At 51.8% G+C, this 22,652-nt stretch carries 19 protein-coding genes; all 19 read right to left on the minus strand.

Going from position 1 to position 22,652, the window contains the following annotated elements; genetic code table 11:
* Positions 1-111: 111 nt before the first annotated feature.
* Complete coding sequence (gene rfbC / locus AC6I8J_RS12125) at positions 112-660, minus strand: dTDP-4-dehydrorhamnose 3,5-epimerase (protein ID WP_497825410.1); 549 nt, start codon at positions 658-660, stop codon at positions 112-114.
* Positions 660-1,541 (minus strand): glucose-1-phosphate thymidylyltransferase RfbA, encoded by an 882-nt coding sequence (rfbA, locus tag AC6I8J_RS12130; protein ID WP_222925949.1) that lies wholly within the window; start codon positions 1,539-1,541, stop codon positions 660-662. The genes rfbC and rfbA overlap by 1 nt, the downstream gene beginning before the upstream one ends.
* A gap of 44 nt (positions 1,542-1,585) precedes the next feature.
* Positions 1,586-2,473: a dTDP-4-dehydrorhamnose reductase gene (gene rfbD, locus AC6I8J_RS12135; RefSeq protein ID WP_253419277.1), complete on the minus strand. Its 888-nt coding sequence runs from the start codon at positions 2,471-2,473 to the stop codon at positions 1,586-1,588.
* Complete coding sequence (rfbB, locus tag AC6I8J_RS12140; RefSeq protein ID WP_440829143.1) at positions 2,473-3,552, minus strand: dTDP-glucose 4,6-dehydratase; 1,080 nt, start codon at positions 3,550-3,552, stop codon at positions 2,473-2,475. Before rfbB ends, rfbD begins: the two co-directional genes overlap by 1 nt.
* Positions 3,553-3,985: 433 nt before the next feature.
* Entirely contained in the window at positions 3,986-4,999 is a 1,014-nt protein-coding gene (galE, locus tag AC6I8J_RS12145; RefSeq protein WP_161732306.1) for a UDP-glucose 4-epimerase GalE, read from the minus strand.
* A 42-nt stretch (positions 5,000-5,041) separates the two neighbouring features.
* The gene (galF, locus tag AC6I8J_RS12150) at positions 5,042-5,944 is read right to left on the minus strand and encodes a UTP--glucose-1-phosphate uridylyltransferase GalF (protein ID WP_161732304.1); all 903 of its coding nucleotides are present in this window, start codon (positions 5,942-5,944) and stop codon (positions 5,042-5,044) included.
* Positions 5,945-6,221: 277 nt separating this feature from the next.
* Positions 6,222-7,562 carry a lipopolysaccharide biosynthesis protein gene (locus AC6I8J_RS12155; RefSeq protein WP_033733234.1) on the minus strand — a complete coding sequence of 447 codons (1,341 nt, stop codon included), beginning with the start codon at positions 7,560-7,562 and terminating at the stop codon, positions 6,222-6,224.
* Positions 7,559-8,782 carry a glycosyltransferase gene (locus tag AC6I8J_RS12160; RefSeq protein WP_161732302.1) on the minus strand — a complete coding sequence of 408 codons (1,224 nt, stop codon included), beginning with the start codon at positions 8,780-8,782 and terminating at the stop codon, positions 7,559-7,561. Before AC6I8J_RS12160 ends, AC6I8J_RS12155 begins: the two co-directional genes overlap by 4 nt.
* 4 nt (positions 8,783-8,786) lie before the next feature.
* Complete coding sequence (wcaK, locus tag AC6I8J_RS12165) at positions 8,787-10,049, minus strand: colanic acid biosynthesis pyruvyl transferase WcaK (RefSeq protein ID WP_260058865.1); 1,263 nt, start codon at positions 10,047-10,049, stop codon at positions 8,787-8,789.
* Positions 10,050-10,207: 158 nt separating this feature from the next.
* Positions 10,208-12,424, minus strand: coding sequence for a phage tailspike protein (locus AC6I8J_RS12170; RefSeq protein WP_497825411.1), 2,217 nt, complete (start codon positions 12,422-12,424; stop codon positions 10,208-10,210).
* An 82-nt stretch (positions 12,425-12,506) separates the two neighbouring features.
* On the minus strand, positions 12,507-13,541 hold the full coding sequence (locus AC6I8J_RS12175) for a glycosyltransferase (RefSeq protein WP_161732296.1): 1,035 nt from the start codon (positions 13,539-13,541) through the stop codon (positions 12,507-12,509).
* Positions 13,542-13,587: 46 nt separating this feature from the next.
* Positions 13,588-14,340: a glycosyltransferase family 2 protein gene (locus AC6I8J_RS12180; RefSeq protein WP_260058867.1), complete on the minus strand. Its 753-nt coding sequence runs from the start codon at positions 14,338-14,340 to the stop codon at positions 13,588-13,590.
* 69 nt (positions 14,341-14,409) lie between these two features.
* Positions 14,410-15,327: a glycosyltransferase family 2 protein gene (locus AC6I8J_RS12185; protein ID WP_253419287.1), complete on the minus strand. Its 918-nt coding sequence runs from the start codon at positions 15,325-15,327 to the stop codon at positions 14,410-14,412.
* A 74-nt stretch (positions 15,328-15,401) separates the two neighbouring features.
* On the minus strand, positions 15,402-16,580 hold the full coding sequence (locus tag AC6I8J_RS12190) for an acyltransferase family protein (RefSeq protein ID WP_161732292.1): 1,179 nt from the start codon (positions 16,578-16,580) through the stop codon (positions 15,402-15,404).
* Positions 16,581-16,614: 34 nt separating this feature from the next.
* Positions 16,615-17,319 carry an SGNH/GDSL hydrolase family protein gene (locus AC6I8J_RS12195; RefSeq protein ID WP_253419290.1) on the minus strand — a complete coding sequence of 235 codons (705 nt, stop codon included), beginning with the start codon at positions 17,317-17,319 and terminating at the stop codon, positions 16,615-16,617.
* Between the two features lie 14 nt (positions 17,320-17,333).
* Positions 17,334-18,473, minus strand: coding sequence for an EpsG family protein (locus AC6I8J_RS12200; protein WP_161732288.1), 1,140 nt, complete (start codon positions 18,471-18,473; stop codon positions 17,334-17,336).
* A 275-nt stretch (positions 18,474-18,748) separates the two neighbouring features.
* Positions 18,749-20,926 carry a tyrosine-protein kinase Wzc gene (gene wzc / locus AC6I8J_RS12205; RefSeq protein WP_161732286.1) on the minus strand — a complete coding sequence of 726 codons (2,178 nt, stop codon included), beginning with the start codon at positions 20,924-20,926 and terminating at the stop codon, positions 18,749-18,751.
* Positions 20,927-20,938: 12 nt separating this feature from the next.
* Positions 20,939-21,373, minus strand: a complete 435-nt coding sequence (locus AC6I8J_RS12210) for an arsenate reductase/protein-tyrosine-phosphatase family protein (RefSeq protein WP_013358465.1) — start codon at positions 21,371-21,373, stop codon at positions 20,939-20,941.
* 9 nt (positions 21,374-21,382) lie between these two features.
* Positions 21,383-22,522, minus strand: coding sequence for a polysaccharide export protein (locus AC6I8J_RS12215; protein ID WP_033733244.1), 1,140 nt, complete (start codon positions 22,520-22,522; stop codon positions 21,383-21,385).
* Positions 22,523-22,652: the final 130 nt, after the last annotated feature.

The raw sequence follows: 22,652 nt of genomic DNA on the forward strand, positions 1-22,652 counted from the left end.
GCAAAACTTGACATGAGTAAATATCTTTAAGAGCAATTTAATATTTCAATTTACAAGATTACGTTTAACTCAATAGCATTGAAATGTTGCCATTATTTGCGTACACGTTAATCAATCGAAATAAACAGCCTTATCAAAAGGTAAGCCTTCTTTGTCTTTTAAAGAAAGTAACGGTTCTGTGCCTTCAATAATTGGCCATTCAATCCCTAAAAATTCGTCATTCCACAAAAGTGAATGTTCAGCGGATGGCGTATAGTAGTTTGTACATTTATATACAAACTCTGCACTATTCGATGTCACATAAAAACCATGTGCAAATCCTTCTGGCACCCATAATTGTCGTTTATTCTCAGCCGAGAGTATCACTCCTACCCACTGTCCAAAGGTAGGTGATGATTGTCGCATGTCTACAGCAACATCATAGACCTCCCCTTCAACAACTCTTACCAGTTTACCTTGTGTGTTTTCTGTCTGATAATGCAGGCCACGCAATATTCCTTTCAGAGATTTAGAGTGGTTATCCTGCACAAACTGACGGGGGCAAACTAATTCTTCAAATTTTTGCTGATTCCATGTCTCCATAAAAAAACCACGCTCATCACCAAACACTTTTGGCTCAATGATTTTTACATCAGGAATTTTAGTATCAATAATCTTCATTATAAACGTCCTTCAACCAGCGCCATCAGATATTTGCCGTATTCATTTTTAAGATATGGCTTAGCGAGTTCCTGCAATTGCTCTTTATTAATGAAACCCATTCTGAATGCGATCTCTTCCGGGCAGGCAACTTTTAAACCCTGACGTGATTCAATCGTCTGGATAAAATTGTTCGCTTCCATCAGGCTCTGGTGCGTACCTGTATCAAGCCAGGCATGCCCGCGGCCCATGATGGAAACAGAAAGCTTACCCTGCTCCATGTAGATACGGTTGATGTCCGTAATCTCAAGTTCACCACGAGGTGATGGCGCAAGATTTTTAGCCATTTCTACAACACTGTTGTCATAGAAATAAAGACCGGTCACCGCATAGTTGCTGCGTGGATGTTCAGGTTTTTCTACCAATGAAATTGCTTTGCCTTCGCTGTCGAATTCCACAACGCCATAACGCTCAGGATCGGTAACATGATAAGCAAATACGGTTGCCCCATCATCTTTCATCGATGCGGCTTCAAGTTGCTTGTAGAGGTCGTGACCATAGAAAATATTGTCGCCAAGGATGAGCGCGACTGAGTCGTCACCTATAAACTCTTCACCAATGATAAACGCCTGCGCCAGGCCATCCGGGCTTGGTTGTACTTTATACTGAATTGAGATGCCCCATTGGGAACCATCACCTAACAGGCTCTCAAAGCGCGGTGTGTCCTGCGGTGTACTAATGATCAGGATATCGTTGATTCCTGCCAGCATTAGCGTACTGAGCGGATAGTAAATCATTGGCTTGTCGTAAACCGGCAGCAACTGCTTGCTGACTGCCATCGTTACCGGATAGAGGCGTGTTCCTGAGCCACCAGCGAGAATAATGCCTTTATTCTTTTTCACAATTTCACCTTAAATGGTCAGGCCGCTATTGCGGCCTGTTTCGATTAAATAAGCGTTTCGAGCAGCATACGTTCAACGCCGACCGTCCAGTCGGGCAGGTTCAGACCAAAGGTCTGCTGAAATTTCTCTGTATTGAGTCTTGAGTTTGCAGGACGTTTAGCCGGTGTAGGGAATGCACTGGTTGGAACAGCATTGATCGTCTGCACCTGCAGTTCGACACCCTGTGCTTTCGCAAACTCTATGACTTTAGTGGCATAGGCATGCCAGGTCGTCTCACCTGCTGCAATGAGGTGATACAGGCCTGCGACATTGCTATTTTCCAGAGCCACTCTGATTGCATGAGCCGTGCAGTCAGCAATAAGCTCAGCGCCGGTAGGTGCACCAAACTGATCGTTTATTACTGACAGGGATTCCCGGTCTTTTGCCAGTTTCAGCATTGTTTTGGCAAAGTTGTTACCCTTCGCGGCATAGACCCAACTGGTGCGGAAAATCAGGTATTTCGTCATATTGCTGACAATAGCCTGCTCTCCTTCCAGCTTGGTCTGACCGTAGGTGTTAAGCGGCGCAGTAGCATCGTCTTCACGCCATGGTTGATTACCAGAGCCGTCAAAAACATAGTCGGTAGAGTAATGGATTAACCATGCCCCTGTCTCTTCGGCGACTGCAGCCAAAGCTTCAATAGAAGTAGCGTTAATCAGCCGAGCTTTATTCTGCTCTGATTCCGCTTTATCCACCGCAGTGTAAGCGGTGGCATTAACGATAACCGCTGGCTTAATTTTGCGAACCGTTTCAGCAACGCCTTCAGGATTTTCAAAATCACCGCAGTAGTCACGGGAATGACGATCGACCACGATTAAATTGCCTAACGGCGCAAGCGCACGCTGCAATTCCCAGCCGACCTGTCCGTTTTTACCAAACAGCAAAATATCCATTAGCTACGCTTCTCGTAGTTCTGTTCGATCCAGTTCTGATAGGCACCGCTCTTCACATGCTCAACCCACTGAGAATTATTGAGGTACCATTCAACGGTTTTCTTCAGACCCGTTTCAAAGGTCTCTTCCGGTTTCCAGCCAAGATCTTTCTCAATCTTAGCGGCATCAATCGCGTAGCGGCGATCATGTCCCGGACGGTCCTGAACATAGGTGATTTGATCGCTGTACGAGGTTGCTTTGGGACGCAGCTGATCCAGCAGTTCGCAGACTTTCAACACAACATCGATATTTTTCTTTTCGTTATGACCACCGATGTTATAGGTAGTGCCCGTCTCTGCATTTTTAACCACGGTATAGAGCGCGCGCGCGTGATCTTCAACATAGAGCCAGTCACGGATCTGGTCGCCCTTGCCATAGATTGGCAGTGGTTTACCTTCCAGCGCATTGCTGATGATCAGTGGAATGAGTTTTTCCGGGAAATGATAAGGACCGTAGTTGTTTGAGCAGTTGGTTACAATAACCGGCAATTTATAGGTGCGGCCCCAGGCGCGAACCAGATGATCGCTGGCTGCTTTTGTTGAGGAGTAGGGACTGCTCGGGGCATAAGGGGTCTCTTCGGTAAACAGCGGTAAATCGCCGTCCATCTCATCCGGATGCGGTAGATCACCATACACTTCGTCAGTAGAAATATGGTGGAAACGAAATGCCGCTTTACGTTCTTCAGGCAATGCGCTCCAGTACTGGCGGCTCGCCTCTAACAGAGCATAGGTGCCTACCACGTTAGTCTGAACAAACTCAGCCGGACCGGTGATCGAGCGGTCTACATGACTTTCAGCGGCCAGATGCATGATAGCATCCGGCTGAAATTCATTTAATGCTGCAGAAATCGCCTGACCGTCGCAAATATCGATCTGCTTAAAGGTGTAGCGTGGGTCGCTGCTGACCTCTTTTAAAGACTCAAGATTGCCTGCATAGGTAAGTTTATCAACGTTTATGACTTCATCATTTGTATTGTTGATAACATGACGTACAACCGCCGAACCGATAAAACCTGCACCACCAGTGATAAGAATCTTCATAACGTGTTTATTCCTGACAAGCTATCTGAGGCATGGACGCCTGAATGAAAAGCAGACAATCATACGCGTTTTCAGAGCACGCTACCGCCCCTGGGTTACAGCCCCCACAATGCTGATTATCTTTGACCGAATGAGTATGCTGACAACATGAACCCGACAGATGTTCAGCATTCAGTTGATTGATATCACTTTATTAATGAAATTAGTTAAGTGGGTTTATCATTCAACAATCGCAAATTCTATCACTCAGGTATAGCTATTACGAATAAAATGCGATTATGCCTTGGGTGTTAGTTCAACTAATGAGCATTTTTATGGCGTAGGGGATGGTTGCTGATGCGTCAGGATGATGCAATCAGAATAGTGGGAAAGGACTGGTAAGATAATTCAAATCAAATATAAGAAAGGCGAACCGGAGTTCGCCTTTTTTCAACTACCTGAACCCATCCGGGTTCTTACTCTGCCAGTTCCACGTATCGCGCATCATCTCATCGATTCCGCGCGTCACGCGCCAGTCGAGCTCGCTGTTCGCCAGTGATGCATCGGCCCAGAACGCAGGCAGGTCACCGTCACGGCGTGGCTTGATCTCAAACGGGATCGCTTTACCGGACGCCTTCTCGAATGCCTTAATCATCTCCAGCACGGAGAAGCCTTTGCCGCCGCCCAGGTTGAAGGCGGTGTAGCCTTCCACTTTGCTCAGGTGATCCAGCGCTTTCAGGTGCCCTTCCGCTAGGTCAACCACGTGGATGTAGTCACGCAGGCAGGTTCCGTCTGGCGTATCGTAATCGCCACCAAACACGCCCAGCTTCTCCAGACGACCAATCGCGACCTGCGCGATATAGGGCAGCAGGTTGTTCGGGATGCCGGTCGGGTCTTCACCGATTTCACCAGACTCATGCGCGCCGACCGGATTGAAATAACGCAGGGCAATCGCCTTGAACTTCGGCTCCGCTTTGGCGAAGTCGCGCATGACGAATTCGGTCATCAGCTTGGAGGTGCCGTAAGGACTGGTGGTGCCGCCAATTGGCGTAGTCTCAACGTAAGGAACCGGTGCATCTGCGCCGTAGACGGTCGCGGATGAGCTGAAGATAAAGTTCCAGACGCCGGCATCACGCATCTCTTCCAGCAGTACCACTGTGCCCGCAACGTTGTTCTCGTAGTACTCCAGCGGCATACGCGTAGATTCACCGACTGCTTTAAGCGCAGCGAAGTGGATTACGGCTGAAATGCTGTTGGCTGCGAACAGGTCACGCAGACAGGCGCGGTCACGGATATCGCCCTCGACGAAGGTCGCTTTCTTACCCGCCAGTTTCTCCACGCGGTTAATGGCTTCGCGTGAGGCGTTGCAGAGGTTATCCAGAACCACAACATCATCACCGCGCTGCAACAGCGCCAGTACCGTATGGGAGCCGATATAGCCTGCTCCACCCGTTACTAAAATTGCCATGTGAGCTCCTTTCAATCTGCCGCGCATGACGCGGCGATTTAATTACTTTTGTTTTGCGAGAATCGTCTGGATAGCTTCGCGGAAATCGCGACCCTGCGCATTGTTGCGCAGTCCGTAAGAGACGAACGCCTGCATGTAACCCAGTTTACGACCGCAGTCGAAACTGTGACCGGTCAGCAGAGAGACATCAACCGTTTTGTGCTTACTCAGGCTGGCGATCGCATCGGTCAGTTGGATACGGCCCCAGGCGCCTGGCTCCGTGCGTTCCAGTTCTGCCCAGATATCAGCAGAAAGGACATAGCGGCCAACCGCGGCCAGGTCAGAGTTCAGTCCGGTGGTATCTTCAGGCTTCTCAACGAAATCGGTAATGGTGCTGATGTCGCCAGGGTGATCAATCGGCTCTGCAGTGGTGATTACCGAGTACTCAGTGAGATTGGACGCGGGCATATGTTGCGCCAGGACCTGGCTGTGGCCGGTCTCTTCAAAACGGGCAACCATCGCAGCGAGGTTATAACGCATGTGGTCAGCCGTTGAGTCATCCAGCAGAACGTCTGGCAGTACGACCACGAACGGGTTATCACCGATCATCGGACGGGCACAGAGAATCGAGTGGCCCAGGCCCAGCGGCTGTGCCTGACGCACGTTCATGATGGTGACGCCTGGCGGGCAGATAGACTGCACTTCGCTCAGCAGCTGACGCTTCACGCGCGCTTCCAGCAGCGCTTCGAGTTCATAAGTGGTGTCGAAGTGGTTTTCTACGGCATTTTTCGATGCATGCGTGACCAGCACAATCTCTTTAATACCCGCGGCAACACACTCGTCAATGATGTACTGAATCATCGGTTTGTCGACGACAGGCAGCATCTCTTTCGGAATGGCTTTAGTCGCAGGGAGCATATGCATACCGAGGCCCGCAACCGGGATTACTGCTTTAAGCTTGGTCATATTTATTCCGTTTAATAAAATGAAGATGTGGGTCGATTATGCAGGATCGGCCGGAAGAGCAAGTATAATCTTTATCTGAAAAGCGGACAGTAACTCTCTGTCATAACTTGGAAATTCGGCATTTTGCCCATTGCCAGCAACACCATAAACTGAATAAAGACAATCAGTAATCGAATATTGCCACTGTGACCTACAGCACTCTTCGTTGCATGGCTGAGACCAGCTATAAATGAAAACGGGCGACCCTGAGGCCGCCCGTTGATATAACGCTTTGTAATCAGAGCCAGCCTTCAAACCACTCTGGCATCACAAACAGATTAAAGTGATTTACCAGCAGCATCACGCCAACAAATACCACCGACACGGCCACCCACTGCCGGGCATAAGGAATAAACCGAATGCCAATCACCGGCTTGATAAAGAATGGATGCGCCAGTGCCGAGATCAGAATCTGCGAGATGGAGAGCGTCAGCGCGACGTAGAGCACGTTTGGCCAGATAAAGGTGGTCGCCAGTACCGCCAGGACCACAATGCTCGCCACGATGTTCCAGTAGAACTCAACGTTGGTCCGTCCGTTGGCCTGGGAAATTGCCCCGGTCAGCCCCCCCATCGGCCGCAGCATACCAAACAGCAGCATCAGCGGGATCAGGTGATAGACCTGCTCATGTGATGCGCCATAGAGCACACGCACAATAACCGGCGAGAAGATACCAATGGCCAGATACATGGCGCTGCTGAACAGCATGATCCCCAGCGTACCTTTCAGGAACAGCTTTTTCAGCTGCTCGGCATCGTGCTGTTTCTCAGCAAAGCGCGGCAGTGCCAGACGATTAATCACCGGCGTGACAAGCTTCAGCGGTTGCAGCACCAGCTCTTTCGCCAGCGAGTAAACGCCCAGCATCTCAGCACCCATGACTTTACCGACCACCAGCGCATCCGCCTGGGTACGTAACTGGTTAATGGTCTGCGAACCGAGCTGATAGCTGCCGTAGCGAATCGCGCCGAAGAAGGTCGCTTTGTCGAACTCCCAGGTCGGACGCCACGACTTCTCACCCAGTGCAATCATGCAAAGGATGCGCGTAAAGGCGTTGATGAACAGACCCAGAATTGCCGCCGCCACCGTCAGCGAGGTGAACTCCAGCATCGCCACGACACAGAGGAAGGCAAACAGTTTGGTGCCCATCTCAATCTTCGCCAGCGAGACCATCCGCTTGGTTTTGATGTAGTGCGCCTGATATTGCGACAGGTGCCCCAGCACCAGGAAGTTCAGGCTGGTCAGCATGATCAGCCCGGTCAGCTCCGGCAGGTGATAGAACCAGGAGACCGGGAAGGCGATCAGCAACATGATTAACCCGGTACACAGGCTGAGCGAGACGTTCACCCAGTAGATGGTGCTCTGCTCACGACGGGTAATGTTCTGGCGGTGCACCAGATAACTGCTCATCCCCATATCCTGCAACACACCCGCCACCGCCAGGATGGCGTTGATGATGGCTAACAGGCCCAGCTCGTGGGTTTCCAGTTTGCGGGCGAGAAAGCTCAGCTGTGCAACCTGCAGCACCGCAGAAAAGCAGGTACTGCCGAACAGCCAAATCGCCTGTGACTTAAATCCACTCACACCAGTCGCTCCAGAATCTGTGCCAGTTCGCCGTAGGCGATATGCTGATTAAATTCAGTCTCAACTTTGTGACGGGCGGCCGCGACCACGGGCGCCACATCGACTTCGCCCTGAGACAACTTCAACAGCGTTTCCGCCAGCGCCTCGGGGTCGTCCTCTTCCACCAGCCAGCCAGAAACGTTGTTCTCAATCAGCTCCGGAATGCCGCTGTGGAAGGTAGAGACCACAGGCAGGCCAACCGCCATCGCTTCCATCAGTGCGACCGGAATACCCTCCATATCGCCATCTGCGGCGGTTTTGGACGGCAGCAGGAAGATGTCAGCCTCGCTTAGCGCACGACGGATCTCCTCCTGCGGCTTAAAGCCCGGCATGCTGACACAATCTTCCATCCCCTCACGGGCGATGAAATCACGCATCATCTCATCCTGATCGCCGTTGCCGATAATGGTGTACTGAAACTGACCGCCACGCTGCTTCAGGATGGCGCTGGCTTTCACCGCCACATCCAGGCCTTTTTTCTCGGTCAGACGCGCCACCGAAACGATACGGAGCGGCGTATGGAACGCCTGGCGCGGCTGGAAGTTAAACTTCTCCGGCTCAATGCCCATACGCGTCACGTGAATTTTATCCGGCGGGCACCCCATCTCAATCAGCTTGTTCTCCCACAGATGGCTGATGGGCAGCATCAGCTCACTCTGGCGGAACAGATTCACGTAGTCGAGTTTGTGCTCTTCCAGAATGTGACGGCGGGAAATATCAGCGCCATGAAACACGGTCGCCTGTTTACCCTTAAGCACGCCCAGTTCACGCAGTTTGTTTGCCAGTGCGCCGGCATAGCCGAAATGCACCAGAAACACATCTGCGGTAAAGGTCTGCTTAGCATTCGCTACAATCGACGGCAGCAGCAGTTTGCTGGACTGCGCGCCATAACGGCGTACATTCAGCGAACGCAGCAGCGACGGCTTCGTTACTTTTGGCAGCACCAGTTTGATACGCTGGTTCAGCTTATCAACAATCGAGACTTTCTCTTCCGGCAGCAGATAGTGCGTCTTCGCCGCCAGACCATACTCATCAAACGCCGCATGCCGGTTCACTAAATCGCCGGGAAAGACTGAAATAATCTCCACCTCGTAACCGGCATCAATAAAATGGGTCACCTGATTTAGAACGAATGTCTCAGAGGCAACCGGGAAACGCATGGTGAAAAAAGTCAGTTTCATCACATTACCCTAATACTTTGAGAATCTCTTCAGTGATCCGGTTGCCAATTTCCCTTTCATTCGCAACGGCCGTATTGACCTTAAGCTTAATGTTGTCGTAATCGGCAAGAACCGTTTTCACCTTGTCGATCAGCGAGCCGTCCATCAGGCTTTTCACATCGGTTGCCATCTGCGGCAGACCCAACTGGTTCATTACACCCATCGACTTGTGCTCATAGTTGATTGCCACAGCCGGGGTGCCAAAGTTCATGGAGATAATCGCCGAGTGCAGGCGGGTACCGATGGTCAGATGGCAGTGACTCAGCAGAATGCCCAGCTCCAGGTCATTAAACTCGTCCATGATGACATGGTAATGTTCCGGCTGCGCCACGTGGTCACGCAGCGTCAGTGCCACCATGCGGTCATCTTTGGCATAGCTGTCGATGCCGGTACAGGTGGAGAACGCCACAACCTGATAGCCTTCAGCAATCATGGCATTAATCACCCGGCCAAACGCCGCTTCATACTCTTTCTGTGTGACACCCAGACGTTTATCAAACGGCGCCAGTTCACGCACGGTAATCGCGATGGTTTTACGGCCATCGATAATGCCCTGCCAGTAAAGCAGGTTATGGCTCGGGTTTTCGACTTCACGCGCACGCACCAGGAAAGCGGTATCCACACCCGATGCCACTTTAGAGCTGGTCACGCCATCGCGTTTCATCAGATCAAGGCTGACCGATTCACGCAGCACCAGGCTGTCGACCCGATCAAAAACAAAATTTGCCAGCGCATTGACGCGCGGGTTCTGGAAAGGTCCCACTGAGTGGCCGATCAGATAGATCGGTTTTTTCGCCATCAGCGCACAGAGCGCATGGTCAAACTGGGTCACGCCATAGAGATCGACGAAGAAGGATCCGCCAACCTGAATAATCGCATCATATTTTGCCAGGCTTTCGGTAAAGGCCTTCAGGTGAGGCGGCACAGAGAACGACTTAAAGATCCCGCCCTTGCCCAGATGCGCCATCATGATATCGGGCATCAGACGATTCGCCACTTTACGCTTAAACGAACCGACCAGACCTTTACCTGATTTGCTGTTGTGCAGATACAGCGCATCCTGCTGAATATCCTGCTGGAGCAGATAACCGGAGCTGGTTGGATAACGGCTAATAACATCAATGTCTAAATCACTGCGTGCAGACTTCATTGAATCGATTAGTCCACGAAGAATCGCGCCATCCCCGCGATTCCCACACGTATGGTTACCCACCAATAAAATTTTCATAACAACTCCGAATAAATTTTTTTAATTCTGTAAGCCGCCCAGATCCGAAATGGGCAAAATGAACGCTGTTTAAAGTCATGCTTTACGGGATAACGCACCCAAAGGTACTGCTCCTGTTAAACCGGCCGCCTCCATTCTGGCGGCCCTGATACAAGGGGTTATGACTTAATCGCGAAGTAAGGCAACGCAACCTGTTTACCGTTGATCACCACGGAAACAAAGCCTTCCGGCTTACTGGTATCGACCTGCCCGGCGGAGAGCGGACGGGAAGCCATCAGCAGATCGCCCTGCTCGTTGGCACCCACGCCCGCTTTGCCGTTGTGCAGGCTGAAACGCTGCGGCGCGCGTTTGGCCGCGTCACCCGATGGCGGATTGCCCTTCTCCATCTTTGCATTGACCCGCGCACAGCGACCGGTCACAAAGCGATCTTTACCGGTGGTTTTCACCAGCACGGCCGCCGACGGCGTCCAGCCCGCCAGTCTGACGAAGATACGGACATCGGTGTCATGCTCAGCCACGTAGCGCACATCCACAATCGGGCTGCTGCCTTCGGCCGACCAGCTCGCTTCCGACAGGTCTTTCTTGCGCTGCACGTGGATCACTGCGCGGCCGCCGGTGGTCTTGTCGCCAATCAGGTTCATCAGCGGCTTATCGCCACTGCCGTTACTGAACTGCGACTGACCGAAGATTTCGATCTCCCACGAATCACCCACCGTCGGTGAGTAGAGGCTGCCAAGGTCAAACCAGGTCTCCTGGTTCGTATTGTTCTCTAAACGCCAGCGCGAGGTGATGTAGTTATAATTCAGGCTGCCATCCAGCGCGACGCCGTAAGACTCCACACGGGTCGAGCCCATTTCCCAGATACTGAGCAGACGATCGCCCTGCATGGAGTTATCTATCCAGCTGCCCGACTGCAGGCTGGTCTGACGCATATTCAGGCGGCTGTTATGGGCGATAAGCGGATTCTTACAATCTTCCAGGCTTAATGCATCGATAATCCACTGGCCGTTGGAGATATCGCCTGGATTATCACAGTGCTCAATCCAGCCATTGTGAATAATCGACTGGGCGCAGCGCGCCAGGTTAAGAACCTTGCCGCCGCGACAGTGCTGCGCATTGAAGTTTGACAGCTCGATTGCGGTACTGTGATCCCAGTTGCCCTGCTTCTGACCAGACCAGCCTGCTTTGATCACATCACCGCTGCAGCGTGAGGCGTACCACTGATCGATTTTGCAATCGAGCGTATCCTGCAGACTGATGGCCGTGCCGCCTACTGCGGTAAAGCGCAGGCAGGCCCCACGGAAAAATTGTCCGCCAGGACACGTATTATGGAAAAAGCCCTGCTGATTCGGGTTTTTATCGCTATTACCGTTAAAAATCAGGTTAGAAAGCTCGACCCGACGGGCATTCATCTCAAAAACAAAATCTGACTTACCATCAGAGACAATCGTGGTCGCCGGGAAGTAGCCGAAGTTAACCATCGCCCCTGAGATGCGGAATAGATTGAGATTCTTCTCGCCCAGATTACAGGCGGAAACCATAAAGGTCCCGGCCGGGAACTGGACGCAGATCTGCTGGTTAGCCTGCTGTGACCAATTGAACATTGCCATAATGGCAGGGGCTGTATCGGTCTGGCCATCGGCAATCGCACCGAAATCAAACAGCGTCAGACGGTTGAAATCGTCTACCACACGACGCCATGAGAAGCCCTCACCGGCAATGTTTACGCCGCCATCATTCTGAGTGGACTGGAAGCTACCGACAAACTCACCGCCGCCGACTTCCCGTCCTTCATGCCAGCTTTTGAGCTTAACCTTGGCCCCTTCAAACAGCGGACGGGTTTTGCGTAACTCCGCGACAGACGCGATCTCGCCAATCAGCTGATAACCCGCCGGCTGCGCCAGACGCTGACTGAAATCAGCGGAGCCCGGACGGCTGACATCGGCGATATTAAACAGGGTCTGACCGTTGTTGTCCTCGACCGTCATCGAATGAGAAGGATCGGCAATCAGTGCAGCGTTGTCCTGAATAAACTGGGTAAAATTGCCCTTGTTCAGCGCGATAGGCTGAGCAATCTCAGACACTTTACCGCTGGCATCGCGCAGGAAGACCGGAATCTGGTTACCCGGTTTGCTGGCATCCACACCCGCTTTACCAATCCAGAGTTTGCCCTCAAAGCCCTGCCAGAACTGTGGTGGCATGGCGTAGACATTCTCTGGCGTCAGGATAGGCACGTCGCCTTTAGGGATAGCAGCCGCATCAACCGGCTTCAGGGCAATGCCGTTACTTTTTGCAGCGTAGCTGGAAAAGGTGCTCACGGAGAGAGCCCCCACCAGAGCGGAGGCGGCGGTCTGTAAAACTTCTCTTCTTTTCATGCATCAATTCCCGTAGTCAATAAGGCCATTGGCCATGGCGGTGTCCCTGAGGCACGTCGCAAGTGAGCTTTTCCAGCTTCTGTTAAACCAATGACAGCCAGCTTTGCTTAATCTGGTTACCGTCAAATTTCAGCGCGGTTTGTCTGGTTTTTTCGCTCATGGCATAGAACAGCGCGTCATCGGTGGCAAGCTGCTCCATTCGGGCCAGAAACGTGGCTTTGTCATTCATCGGGACCAGGAATCCATCTTCACCGTGGTTGATGATCTCCTGCGGCCCGGTCGGGCAGTCATACGCGACGACCGGCAGTGACCAGGATTTCGCTTCCAGCAGCACCAGTGGCAAACCTTCATAGCGCGACGTCATCAGCGCCATGTCGCTGTCGCGATAATAGTCATTGATATTGCTGACCTTGCCGACAAACTTCACGCTGTCGGTAATGCCCAGCACGGCCGCCTGGTCATGCAGTTGCTGACGCAGTTCGCCGTCACCGGCAATCACCAGCGTCCAGTCGGCATGAGTGCGGGAGAAGTCGCGCCAGATATCCAGCAGCAGATCAAAGCCCTTCTGGTTATCCAGACGGCCCACCGCCAGCGCCTGGCGATGACGGGTCTGACGCTGATAGCCTTTGTATACCACCGGGTTGGGGATTGGCTTGCTGGGAATGCGCCAGCGGCTGAACACCTGATGATCTTTTTCGGTCAGAACAATCACGCGATCGTAGTAGCGCAGCAGCAGAAACTTGAGGAACTTAATCGGTTTGCTGAAGGAGTTAATGGCGATATGTTCGCAGGCGTAGGCTTTGCCTCGCTTCTTCTTCATGGCCAGCAGATTCCAGAAGGCGAACATCACGCTCAGGCGACCCATGCTGATCAGGAAGACGGTATCGAAACCCTCTTCGTTAATTCGCGCTACCGCGCTTTTAATCGGGTTGCTCTGCCCTTCGAAGCTGACGATTTCTCTGACATGCTCAAACGGATAAAAGGTTTTACCGCTACCTTCCAGCGAGTAGATGGTGACGTCATGCGTTTCGCCAAGACACTCTGACATAAAGTTACAGATGTTCTCGGTGCCCGCATACGAATAAGCATCTTTGATCACCAGGACAATTTTTTTCATGAAACGCTATCCACCTCAAATTTTAAAGACAATCCTGCCGACAGGCTTAACGATGCTTAAGGGTAAATAGCACACCATTCACCATATACCAGGCGTAATAGTAATAGATTTTTAACGGATTGTTTTTATAGATAATTCTTAATAGTTCAAGGTGCCACTGGGCCGCTTTGTTCTTATTACGCGAAAGGGAATCGCCTAACTCGTAATAGTTGACCAGAATCGTCTGAATTACGCGTGCCTGCTTATAGCGGGTGAATAATTCATACAAAAACAGAAAATCTTCGTGTCCTTTTCGCTGGAAGAACAGACCCTGCGGTGGACGGCGGAAACAGACAGAAGAGAAACAGACGCGATACTGCTTCTTCACAAAGTTTTCCTGCTGCAGGTAAGGTTTGCCGTAGGTGATGTCGTGCTCAGCTTTGCGGGTTTTATAGTGATATTCGGTAATCACAAAATCATCACCCGCCGCGATGGCCGCAACCTGCTGGGTCAGTTTATCGGCATGCCACTCATCGTCGCTGTCGAGAAACGCGATAATCTCTTCAGTCGCCGCGCGCAGCCCGACGTTGCGGGTCTCTGCTGCACCCATGTTGACGGCGTTATCCAGAATAGTAATGCGCGGGTCCTGACAATGCTCGCGCACAAATTCCAGCGAGTCATCGGTGGACTTATCATTAACCAGATAGAGGTGCCAGTCGGTATAGCGCTGATTGATAACCGATTGCACAGCGCGTAATACCGTCTGACGTGCATTATACATAGGCATGACAATGCCAACGGTTCCAACAGAAGTATTCATCTTCAACCCTGAATTAAACGAAAAGAGAGGTGCTCCTGGCGTCAGGAGCAGAACGAGGCGCGGCGTGCGTCAGGAGTGTGCTTTCTCACCGCCGAAACGTGCTTTGACCTTGTCTTTAACCCGGTTCATAAAATAAGCACGGTTGTCTTTATTGGTGAGGAAGAAGTAACGCGCAAAGCTCAGGCTCGCCATCAGCGACTTGCCATCCATTTTGTAGCGCAGCGGCAGCTTAAAGGCTTTGTAGGTGTGGATATCACGCGGGGTAAGATGCGGCTTCATGCTATCAAGCCAGAACATCGAGTAGTTCACCGATTCGCCTTTGTGTTTCGAGCCAAATTTCGTGACCAGGTGGTAGTTCGCCAGCGGTGCGGCGATCATGACAAAGTCATAGCCCATGCGGTCGGCACGAATGCAGAAATCATAATCCTGATGACGGATGTAGCGGGTATCGAACTGAATCTTCGCCGCGTCTTCGCGCTTCAGCACAATCGTGCTGGTCTGGATAAAGCCGTAACAGCCGAACAGATATTCCGCAACGGTTTCATTTTTACCCGGTGGCTGCATCGGCATCACTTTCAGGAAGGTCCCATCCTGGTAGATATTCACCTGGCTGAAAATGACGACGTTCTTTTTGCCCTGGGCTTCCAGCTGCGCAATTTTTTCGTTCACCTGCTGCAGTTTGTCCGCGGCCCACTCATCATCGGCGTCAAGAAAGCTGACATAATCACCGGTCGCCAGCTCTATACCTTTATTACGCGCACCGGCTCCGTTGAGCTTAACCTCAGAGAGCACAAGATTGATGTCGAGATCCTGGTAGCGTTCGCTGCGAACCACCTCCGCCAGCGCGGCGGCATCCGCCGATTTATCATCCACGATGATGACTTCAAAATTGCGATACGTCTGCGCCTTAACGCAATCCAGCGTAGTTACAATCGATTCTGACGCATTGTAAGCGGGGATCACGATAGAGAAGCGAATGTCCTTCATTGCCAGCACCTCATTAAAAACATTTACAATTCAAATATATAACGTTTGGACGTGGCAGGGTAACCGGTGATGTCCTAAATTGTTGCCGAAGCGTTGGCCGCCTCTTTTTTCTTCTGACTGCTGGTGATAAAGGGCTTCTCAACGCAGAGATAGGTCAGTCTGGCAACATAGAAGGAGGCCACAAAGAACAGCGTGGAAAGCAAGGTGTAGAAGACAAAGTTATGCTGAATCAATGATTCTGGAATCATCTTGATGAAATAGAGCACGATGCCGTGGATCAGATAGAGGCTGTAGCTGACCTCACCGACCGACATCAGGGTTTTACTTTCCAGCAGGCCGAACAGCGAATTGCCGCTGCTGATAATGAAAAACACCACGGCCAGCAGGCAGAGGAAAATCAGGTAGTAGAACGTACTACTGGTAAAGAACAGCGCGATAACGGCCAGAGCAATGGCCATTGCCGCCGCCAGACCTGAGGAGCGGAAAGCCATAAAGCGGTCGCGGTAATGCCATGCCAGATACCCGGTTGCAAAGCCCAGCACCGGACGGGGATCGGTATAGGCGGTGCCCCAGAGACGCAGCGCGATAGCGACGGCCAGAATTCCGCCAATCGATCCCATGATCAGCAGCATCTTAAAGCGGCCACCGGTGGCACGATTCAGCAGGTAGATGAACGGAATTGACAGATAGAGCAGCCATTCCAGTCGCAGCGTCCACTCGACACCCGCGTTGATATTAGCCGTCGGAATTGAACCGATATGGTAATTGCCGATAAACAGGAACCAGCGCAGACCGTCCACCAGCATTGCGCCGCTCGCCACCACATCCCCACTGAACCAGCCAATGACCACGATCAGCAGTGCAGAGAACCAGAACATCGGCACAATGCGTCGCACGCGTGACTTCAGCAATTTGCGTGTCAGTTCAGCGGTGGTCAGCTTGTCGTTGTCCAGCCAGCGATAGAACAGAAAAGCTGAGATCATGAAAAACAGGGCGACACCGAATTTACCGGAGTTGGCAAAAAAGTTTCCCTGCGACACCCATGCAAAATAGTCTTTATCAAAGATCCACTCATGGTCGAGTGAATAGACGTAATGCGCAAAGTGTGAAAAGGCGACGATGCTGGCCAGCAGCGCACGCAATCCCGAGATACTTTTAATACCGCTGCCGTTATAAACGCCGCGATGGAATGAAAATAACCGTAATACCATCAGTGCCATGACTAATGACAGCACCATCATGAGTACGTACATACCGCCCTGCTCCTTCTGTTTTTAAATAACTTAATTAGTGAGTCGATTTAAAAACGGCATCAAAATCGTGGCTCAGCAGCGCGAACGTCTGCTGCGCTTTTAACTGATAAAGATCTTTCGTCGGGTGAATACAGTCAGGAGACATCTGACTGTTCCACGTTTTCTGCTGCTTAATCAGTTCATACTGTCTTACTACCGGGACCTGCTGTTCGCGGGCCACCGCATTTATCTGATAGACATAAGGCCAGACATTCCATTGCTCTGCACGGCCACACAGCGGATTAGGCTGCTGCAGCACCACCTGTTTGCCATGCGCTTTCGCCGTTTTCACCAGGCCCGTCAGGATACGGTTAAAATCCTGCGGGCTTTCTGCGCCATGAGAGTGGTTTTTACCTGAAAAGACGCGCGCATCATTGATGCCATAGTTGATGAGAATGATGCTGGCATCGGATTGCGCCATACGCTGTTCCCAGCTCTCTTTCGCGTTAATCAGTTCTGAAACCTGTGCGCCTGGCGAACCATGATTCTCAATACGGATGTCCGGGCCATATTTTTCCTGCAGCATCTGCTGCAGATAAGTCATTTCATTCTCTTTGCTGATGACATTACGTCCGCCAGAAGAGGTCACACCGGCGGTCGTCGAGTCGCCATAGGCTGCGATAACAACCGCAGCCGGAGCATCGGCTGCCTGCACCATTAACGGCGCAGCAATCACTAACAGGGGGAGGAATCGAATCATTTTCAGCTCTCGTCTTAGTGAACTAACTTGAATTCACGCGCCACTTCATACCCCACAACCGCCTGTTTAAGCGAGATGGTGTTGTAGTAGAGGTAGTACATCTGGAAGAAGACAAACATCGCAAACATCGCGGGCTTCCAGGCTCTCTTAGACTGGTAGATCAACAGCGTCAGCACTATTGGCTCTACCTGCAGCAGGTAGTTTGAGAGACGAGCGCCCGATGAGTAGTTGTAGAAAAAGATCCTGATAGCCCCCCCGATTGCGAAGGTAATAATCAGCAGGTAATTCAGTCGCCAGACATCATAATTGTCACGCTTCAGGCGGTTCGACAGCATGAAGTAGACAAAAATAAAGACCAGCGCCACGTTTTTCAGGTTCGAAACCGAGAAAACACTGCCGGTACTGGCTGTCGCTGCGTTGTCATTGTTGTAGCCAGCGGCCCTCTCCCCTAATCCCCCCAGATGGCCGGCAATGGCTGTAACGAAGCCCATCCCACCCACTTTCGAAGCCGGAATACTCAACACAATAATCGCAATCGGGAACCAGCGACGTTCACGCAGGAACAGGAAGGGGATCAGCGTGACCACCATGACCGCAGTATTGTGGCTGATAAATGAGAGAACAAAGAAGCCAAACGCCAGCCAGTAACGCTTCAGATAAAGCGTCCAGATTACTCCCAGGAAAAAGGCCGAGCTCAGACCAAAACGGATCTGGTTAACATCTTTGTTAATAAAGATATGGGCCGAATAGAGCGCCAGTGCCAGCACCGGATAAGGTGACATCTTTTTAAAGAAGATGGCGTTCGTCCCTACCGCGAGGATCGAGAAGACAAACAGAAAGGCGCTGGCATTATGGGAAACCAGGCTGGTCAGCCAGGCAATGGCAAAGATCAGCGGTTCATAACGGAAAAATGCTACGGTATTGAAGAAGCCGTTGACCTCGATGCGCCGGACGAAATCTTCAAAGAAGCTGCGGTACTGATAATCATCCATGCCCGTGCCAAGTCCGCGGATACCGCCGAACACAATCAGCGTCACGGTCGCGATGCAGAGCAGATAAGTCAGAATATGGGAGGTGCGTTCGTCTTTTTTTAGCAATATTTCAAACAGCGAAAGCAGCAGTAAAAAGCCTGATACATACCAATATGGAGCCATGGTGTGATTCCTTAATTCCACAAGTTCTCATGCCAGCAATAATCACGCTTCGCCTTCCCGGCTTGCTTTTCCGGGTCTGATAGCACGGTCACAAGTTGCGTGCAGGCGATGCCATGCTGGTGATGAATTCTGTTGAGTGACGCTCGCCATGCGATTTATAGAGGTATCGCTTTCGTGGGTTTGGACAGAATAACCTGTGTAAATTGATGCGTGTCGTCATTCAAAGGGACGATAAAAAGGGGCGGTCAGACCGCCCCCTGTTTATTACTCAATGATCAGCTTTTTTCGGGCTTGCTGTAGTCATAGGCATAGTAGTCATAACCATGGCCATATGAATTAGCAGCTTTACGCACCACGGCGTTGAGGATCACACCTTTAATCTCAATACCGTTCTGGGCAAAGCGCTTGAAGCTGACGTCCACTTCTTTGGTGGTGTTGGCTTCGAAACGCGCCACCATCAGTGAGGTGCCGGCCAGCTTACCGATAATGGAGGCATCGGTGACGGCCAGGATGGGTGGCGTATCGATTAACACCAGGTCGTAGTTCTTGCTCGCCCATTCCAGCAGCTCACCCATGCGACGATGCATCAGCAGCTCAGACGGGTTTGGCGGAACCTGACCACGTGGCAGGAAGTCGAAACCGTACACGCCCTGCTGAATCAGCGCCGGACTGAACTCAGTTTTGCCAGACAGCACGTTTGACAGGCCAGATTTGTTATCCGCGCCCAGCAGTTCGTGGGTATAACCACGACGCATGTCGCCATCGATAAACAGAACACGCTGACCTGCTTTCGCGACCAGAGTCGCCAGGTTGGCACAGATAAAGGTTTTACCGATACCCGGGCTGGCACCGGTGATCATCAGGATGTTGTTTTTCGCTTCCATCATGGCGAAGTGCAGGCTGGTACGCAGACTACGAATCGCTTCAATGGAGAGGTCAGTCGGATTACCCAATGCCAGCAGCGTTTCGTGCGGATCGGTTTTCACCTTGCTGCCACGGCGCGCCAGTGCTTCGGTATCCTTCTTACGCTGCCAGTCAGACAGTGGAACGCTGGCATAGACATTCATACCCAGCTCTTCCAGCTGATCCGGATTCTCAATGCCGTGATGCAGCAGTGCTTTGAGCAGAACCAGACCTACTGATACGAACAGACCCAGAATCAGGCTCGCAGCAATGATCAGCAGCTTCTTCGGTGCAACCGGTGAGTTAGCGGTCTGCGCGCTGTCAATGATGCGGACATCACCCACGGTGCTCGCCTTGCTAATGCCCAGCTCCTGCTGACGGTTCAGCAACTGCATGTAGATCTCCTGACCAGACTGAACGTCACGGGTCAGACGCAGGATTTCCTGCTGAGTCTGTGGCATGCCAGAAATTTTCTTGTTCAGCTGAGCCTGCTCACCTTCCAGCGTTTTGCGTTTTTCCAGCAGCGCGCGGTAAGTCGGGTGATCTTTGGTGAACAGCTGGGAGACTTCTGCTTCACGGAAGGTCAGTTCGTTCAACTGACTCTGCACGCTGACAGAGGAGTCCAGGGCAGATTTCGCTTCCAGTGACAGGTCAACAGATTCGTTCTGACGACGGAAGGTATTCAGCTTGTTCTCTGCTTCATCCAGCTTGCTGCGAACGGCAGGCAGCTGCGTGCGTAAGAACTCCAGGCTTTTCTCGGCCTGCTCTGACTTGCGTTCAACGTTCTGTAACAGATAGTTGTTCACAATCTGGTTCAGCACTTTGCTGATCTGCTCCGGATCTTCACCCAGATACTCCAGACCCAGTACGCCGGTATCTTTACCTTTGTCTGCCACGGTCAGGTTAGAGAGCACAGAACGGATCGCCTGCAGGTCATTCAGCTTGGTCACGGTGAAGCTGGTGCCTTCATCGGCATGAATCTCGCTTACCAGCATGCTGATGTCGCCGTGCGACTCCAGCTGGCCGACTTTACCTTTGAACAGCTCATCGCCATCTTTAGAGACGGTGTAGCTATCCGGACCGGTCACTTCCAGTTCAACGTTACGTTTGTCGATAGTGCGTGGGATTTCCAGACGCGAAATCGCGATACTGGCGGGTTTGTTGCCCATCAGGCGCGACAGACCCTTGCCGATGACCGGTAAGTAGTTCTGCTCAACCACGGTATCCAGACCCAGATCGTCAACGGTTTTGCCGATGACCATACGGGATTCCAGAATCTCGATTTCCGTATCAGAGGCAGGTGTCGGTGGCAGAATGCTGTCAATCTCGTTCAGAACGGTGCTGGCATTCTTCTGCTCAACCTGAACTAATGCATCAGCGCTATAAATCGGTGTCGCAAACAGTGTGTAGAGTGTTCCCGCCAGCATGAAAAATGCAGTAACGGCAACAATGATCCAGCGATGGTCAATGAGCTGTCCCACAAGATGTGCCAGATCCCATCCATTCGACTCCTCGCCCGGCGCGGTTCTGACCTTATTTTTTATATTCATGGATAATCCCAACTATCGGCTTAATACGTTGACCCATTTCTGGGTAGCGTTTTCCAGTAATCCGTAAATCTCTTCAAAGGCCTCACGGCTTTTTCGGTACGGATCCGCAATTTCTTTCTGATTGAGCCAGTGCCCAAGCAACATGGTTTTGCCACGTGCGGCGGGGTCGATGCGATTCACCTGTTCAATATGTCGCTTCTCCATGACCAGAATCAGGTCAGTGTTGCGGCACATTTCGGCTGTTAACTGTTGTGCCTGATGGCCTTCCAGCGACAGACCCTGCGCTTCGGCAACAGAGGATGCCATTTTGTCGGCCGGGTGGCCGACAAGCGCCCCCAGGCCGGCAGAGCGAACATCTAAATCGGGCAGCGCACGTTTAAACAGGCGCTCTCCGGTCGGAGAGCGGCAGATGTTGCCAACGCAAACGACTAACACGGACGTAATCATGGTCAGACCTTAGTTCGACCAGTTGCGGATACGCAGTGCGCTCTCGCTCACATCGTTGATACCCGCAATGGTTGGCAGTAATTGCGAGATCACACGGTTCCAGCGCGTCAGCGGCGTTGAGGTGACATACACGATGTCATATGGCTGAAGCTGGAATTCGGTTCCCATCACCATGGATGCCGCATCTTTGGTGTTCAACTGATAGATGTTGGCAATCTTATTGCGATCGGTGCCGCGCAGTGGACGGATAACGAAGACGCCGGTGGCGTCAGAGGTGGTTTGATCCATCCCGGCCGCGTTGCCCAGTGCTTCCGCCAGCGTCATGCCGCTACGGTCCATTTTCAGGGTCGCCTGCTGCTTCACTTCACCCATCACGAAGATTTTCAGATCATCGTTACGCGGGACGTAAAGGATATCGCCCGGATAGAGGAGGTGGTTCTGGCTCAGGTCGCCATTCTGCATCAGTGCCTGCAGAGAGACGCGCTGTTCACGACCGTTGTGCGTCAGCACGACGTTACGCCAGTCAGCATCAGGGGCCAGGCCGCCAGCAGCGTTAATCGCGTCCAGAATCGTCAATGGCACGTTAGTGATCGGCTGCTGACCTGAAGTCGTGACCGAACCGGTGACATAGGTTTTCTGTGATTTGAACGAGGCGATGCTCACATCAACCTGTGGGCTTTCAATGTACTGTGCCAGGCGGCGTGCTACTTCGTTACGCACTTCGCCAACAGTACGGCCCGCTACACGCACACGGCCAATGTAGGGATAGAAGATAGTGCCGTCAGAATGTACCCAGTTGCCGGTGTCGCTGGCGCTACGGTACTGGCCCGCAGGTGTCGTCAGTTCCGGGTGATCCCAGACCGTCACGGTCAGGACATCGCCCACACCGATACGGTATTCATAGTTCTGAATTTCGTTCTGCAGTGAAGGGTTCGCCTGAGCCACCAGAGGCTTAGGACGCATTTTCTCAACCAGTGAAGGCGTTAACGGGAAGACGTTGACATATTTATCGATGTCAAAGTTGCTATCCTGTTGCTCAATAACATCTTTTCCTGATGTAGAAAGACGAGAACCGGGTTCGACAGTACACCCGACAAGGAATGTGGCGGATACCAGCAAGGGTATCAATTTCATTTTGATTGTAATCATTTAGATCTTCGCTATCAGTTATTTATTGATAGAGGCGAAACCGCCGCTGTGTAAGCGTCCAACAAAAAGTAAATCCTGGCTGACTTAAGCCTTAAGCTCTGAACCTGTCGTTCATTATCCTTGCTCCACT

The sequence above is a fragment of the Pantoea sp. X-Soil-ISGK-355 genome, assembly GCF_059730805.1.

Coding starts and splice junctions, on each gene's coding strand:
- AC6I8J_RS12160 (WP_161732302.1), bottom strand. CDS start 8,782: ATGAAACTGACTTTTTTCACCATGCGTTTCCCGGTTGCCTCTGAGACA.
- AC6I8J_RS12180 (WP_260058867.1), bottom strand. CDS start 14,340: ATGAATACTTCTGTTGGAACCGTTGGCATTGTCATGCCTATGTATAAT.
- AC6I8J_RS12215 (WP_033733244.1), bottom strand. CDS start 22,522: ATGATTACAATCAAAATGAAATTGATACCCTTGCTGGTATCCGCCACA.
- AC6I8J_RS12170 (WP_497825411.1), bottom strand. CDS start 12,424: ATGAAAAGAAGAGAAGTTTTACAGACCGCCGCCTCCGCTCTGGTGGGG.
- wzc (WP_161732286.1), bottom strand. CDS start 20,926: ATGAATATAAAAAATAAGGTCAGAACCGCGCCGGGCGAGGAGTCGAAT.
- AC6I8J_RS12195 (WP_253419290.1), bottom strand. CDS start 17,319: ATGATTCGATTCCTCCCCCTGTTAGTGATTGCTGCGCCGTTAATGGTG.
- rfbD (WP_253419277.1), bottom strand. CDS start 2,473: ATGGATATTTTGCTGTTTGGTAAAAACGGACAGGTCGGCTGGGAATTG.
- AC6I8J_RS12185 (WP_253419287.1), bottom strand. CDS start 15,327: ATGAAGGACATTCGCTTCTCTATCGTGATCCCCGCTTACAATGCGTCA.
- rfbB (WP_440829143.1), bottom strand. CDS start 3,552: ATGAAGATTCTTATCACTGGTGGTGCAGGTTTTATCGGTTCGGCGGTT.
- galE (WP_161732306.1), bottom strand. CDS start 4,999: ATGGCAATTTTAGTAACGGGTGGAGCAGGCTATATCGGCTCCCATACG.
- wcaK (WP_260058865.1), bottom strand. CDS start 10,049: ATGAAAATTTTATTGGTGGGTAACCATACGTGTGGGAATCGCGGGGAT.
- galF (WP_161732304.1), bottom strand. CDS start 5,944: ATGACCAAGCTTAAAGCAGTAATCCCGGTTGCGGGCCTCGGTATGCAT.
- AC6I8J_RS12190 (WP_161732292.1), bottom strand. CDS start 16,580: ATGTACGTACTCATGATGGTGCTGTCATTAGTCATGGCACTGATGGTA.
- AC6I8J_RS12210 (WP_013358465.1), bottom strand. CDS start 21,373: ATGATTACGTCCGTGTTAGTCGTTTGCGTTGGCAACATCTGCCGCTCT.
- rfbC (WP_497825410.1), bottom strand. CDS start 660: ATGAAGATTATTGATACTAAAATTCCTGATGTAAAAATCATTGAGCCA.
- AC6I8J_RS12175 (WP_161732296.1), bottom strand. CDS start 13,541: ATGAAAAAAATTGTCCTGGTGATCAAAGATGCTTATTCGTATGCGGGC.
- AC6I8J_RS12200 (WP_161732288.1), bottom strand. CDS start 18,473: ATGGCTCCATATTGGTATGTATCAGGCTTTTTACTGCTGCTTTCGCTG.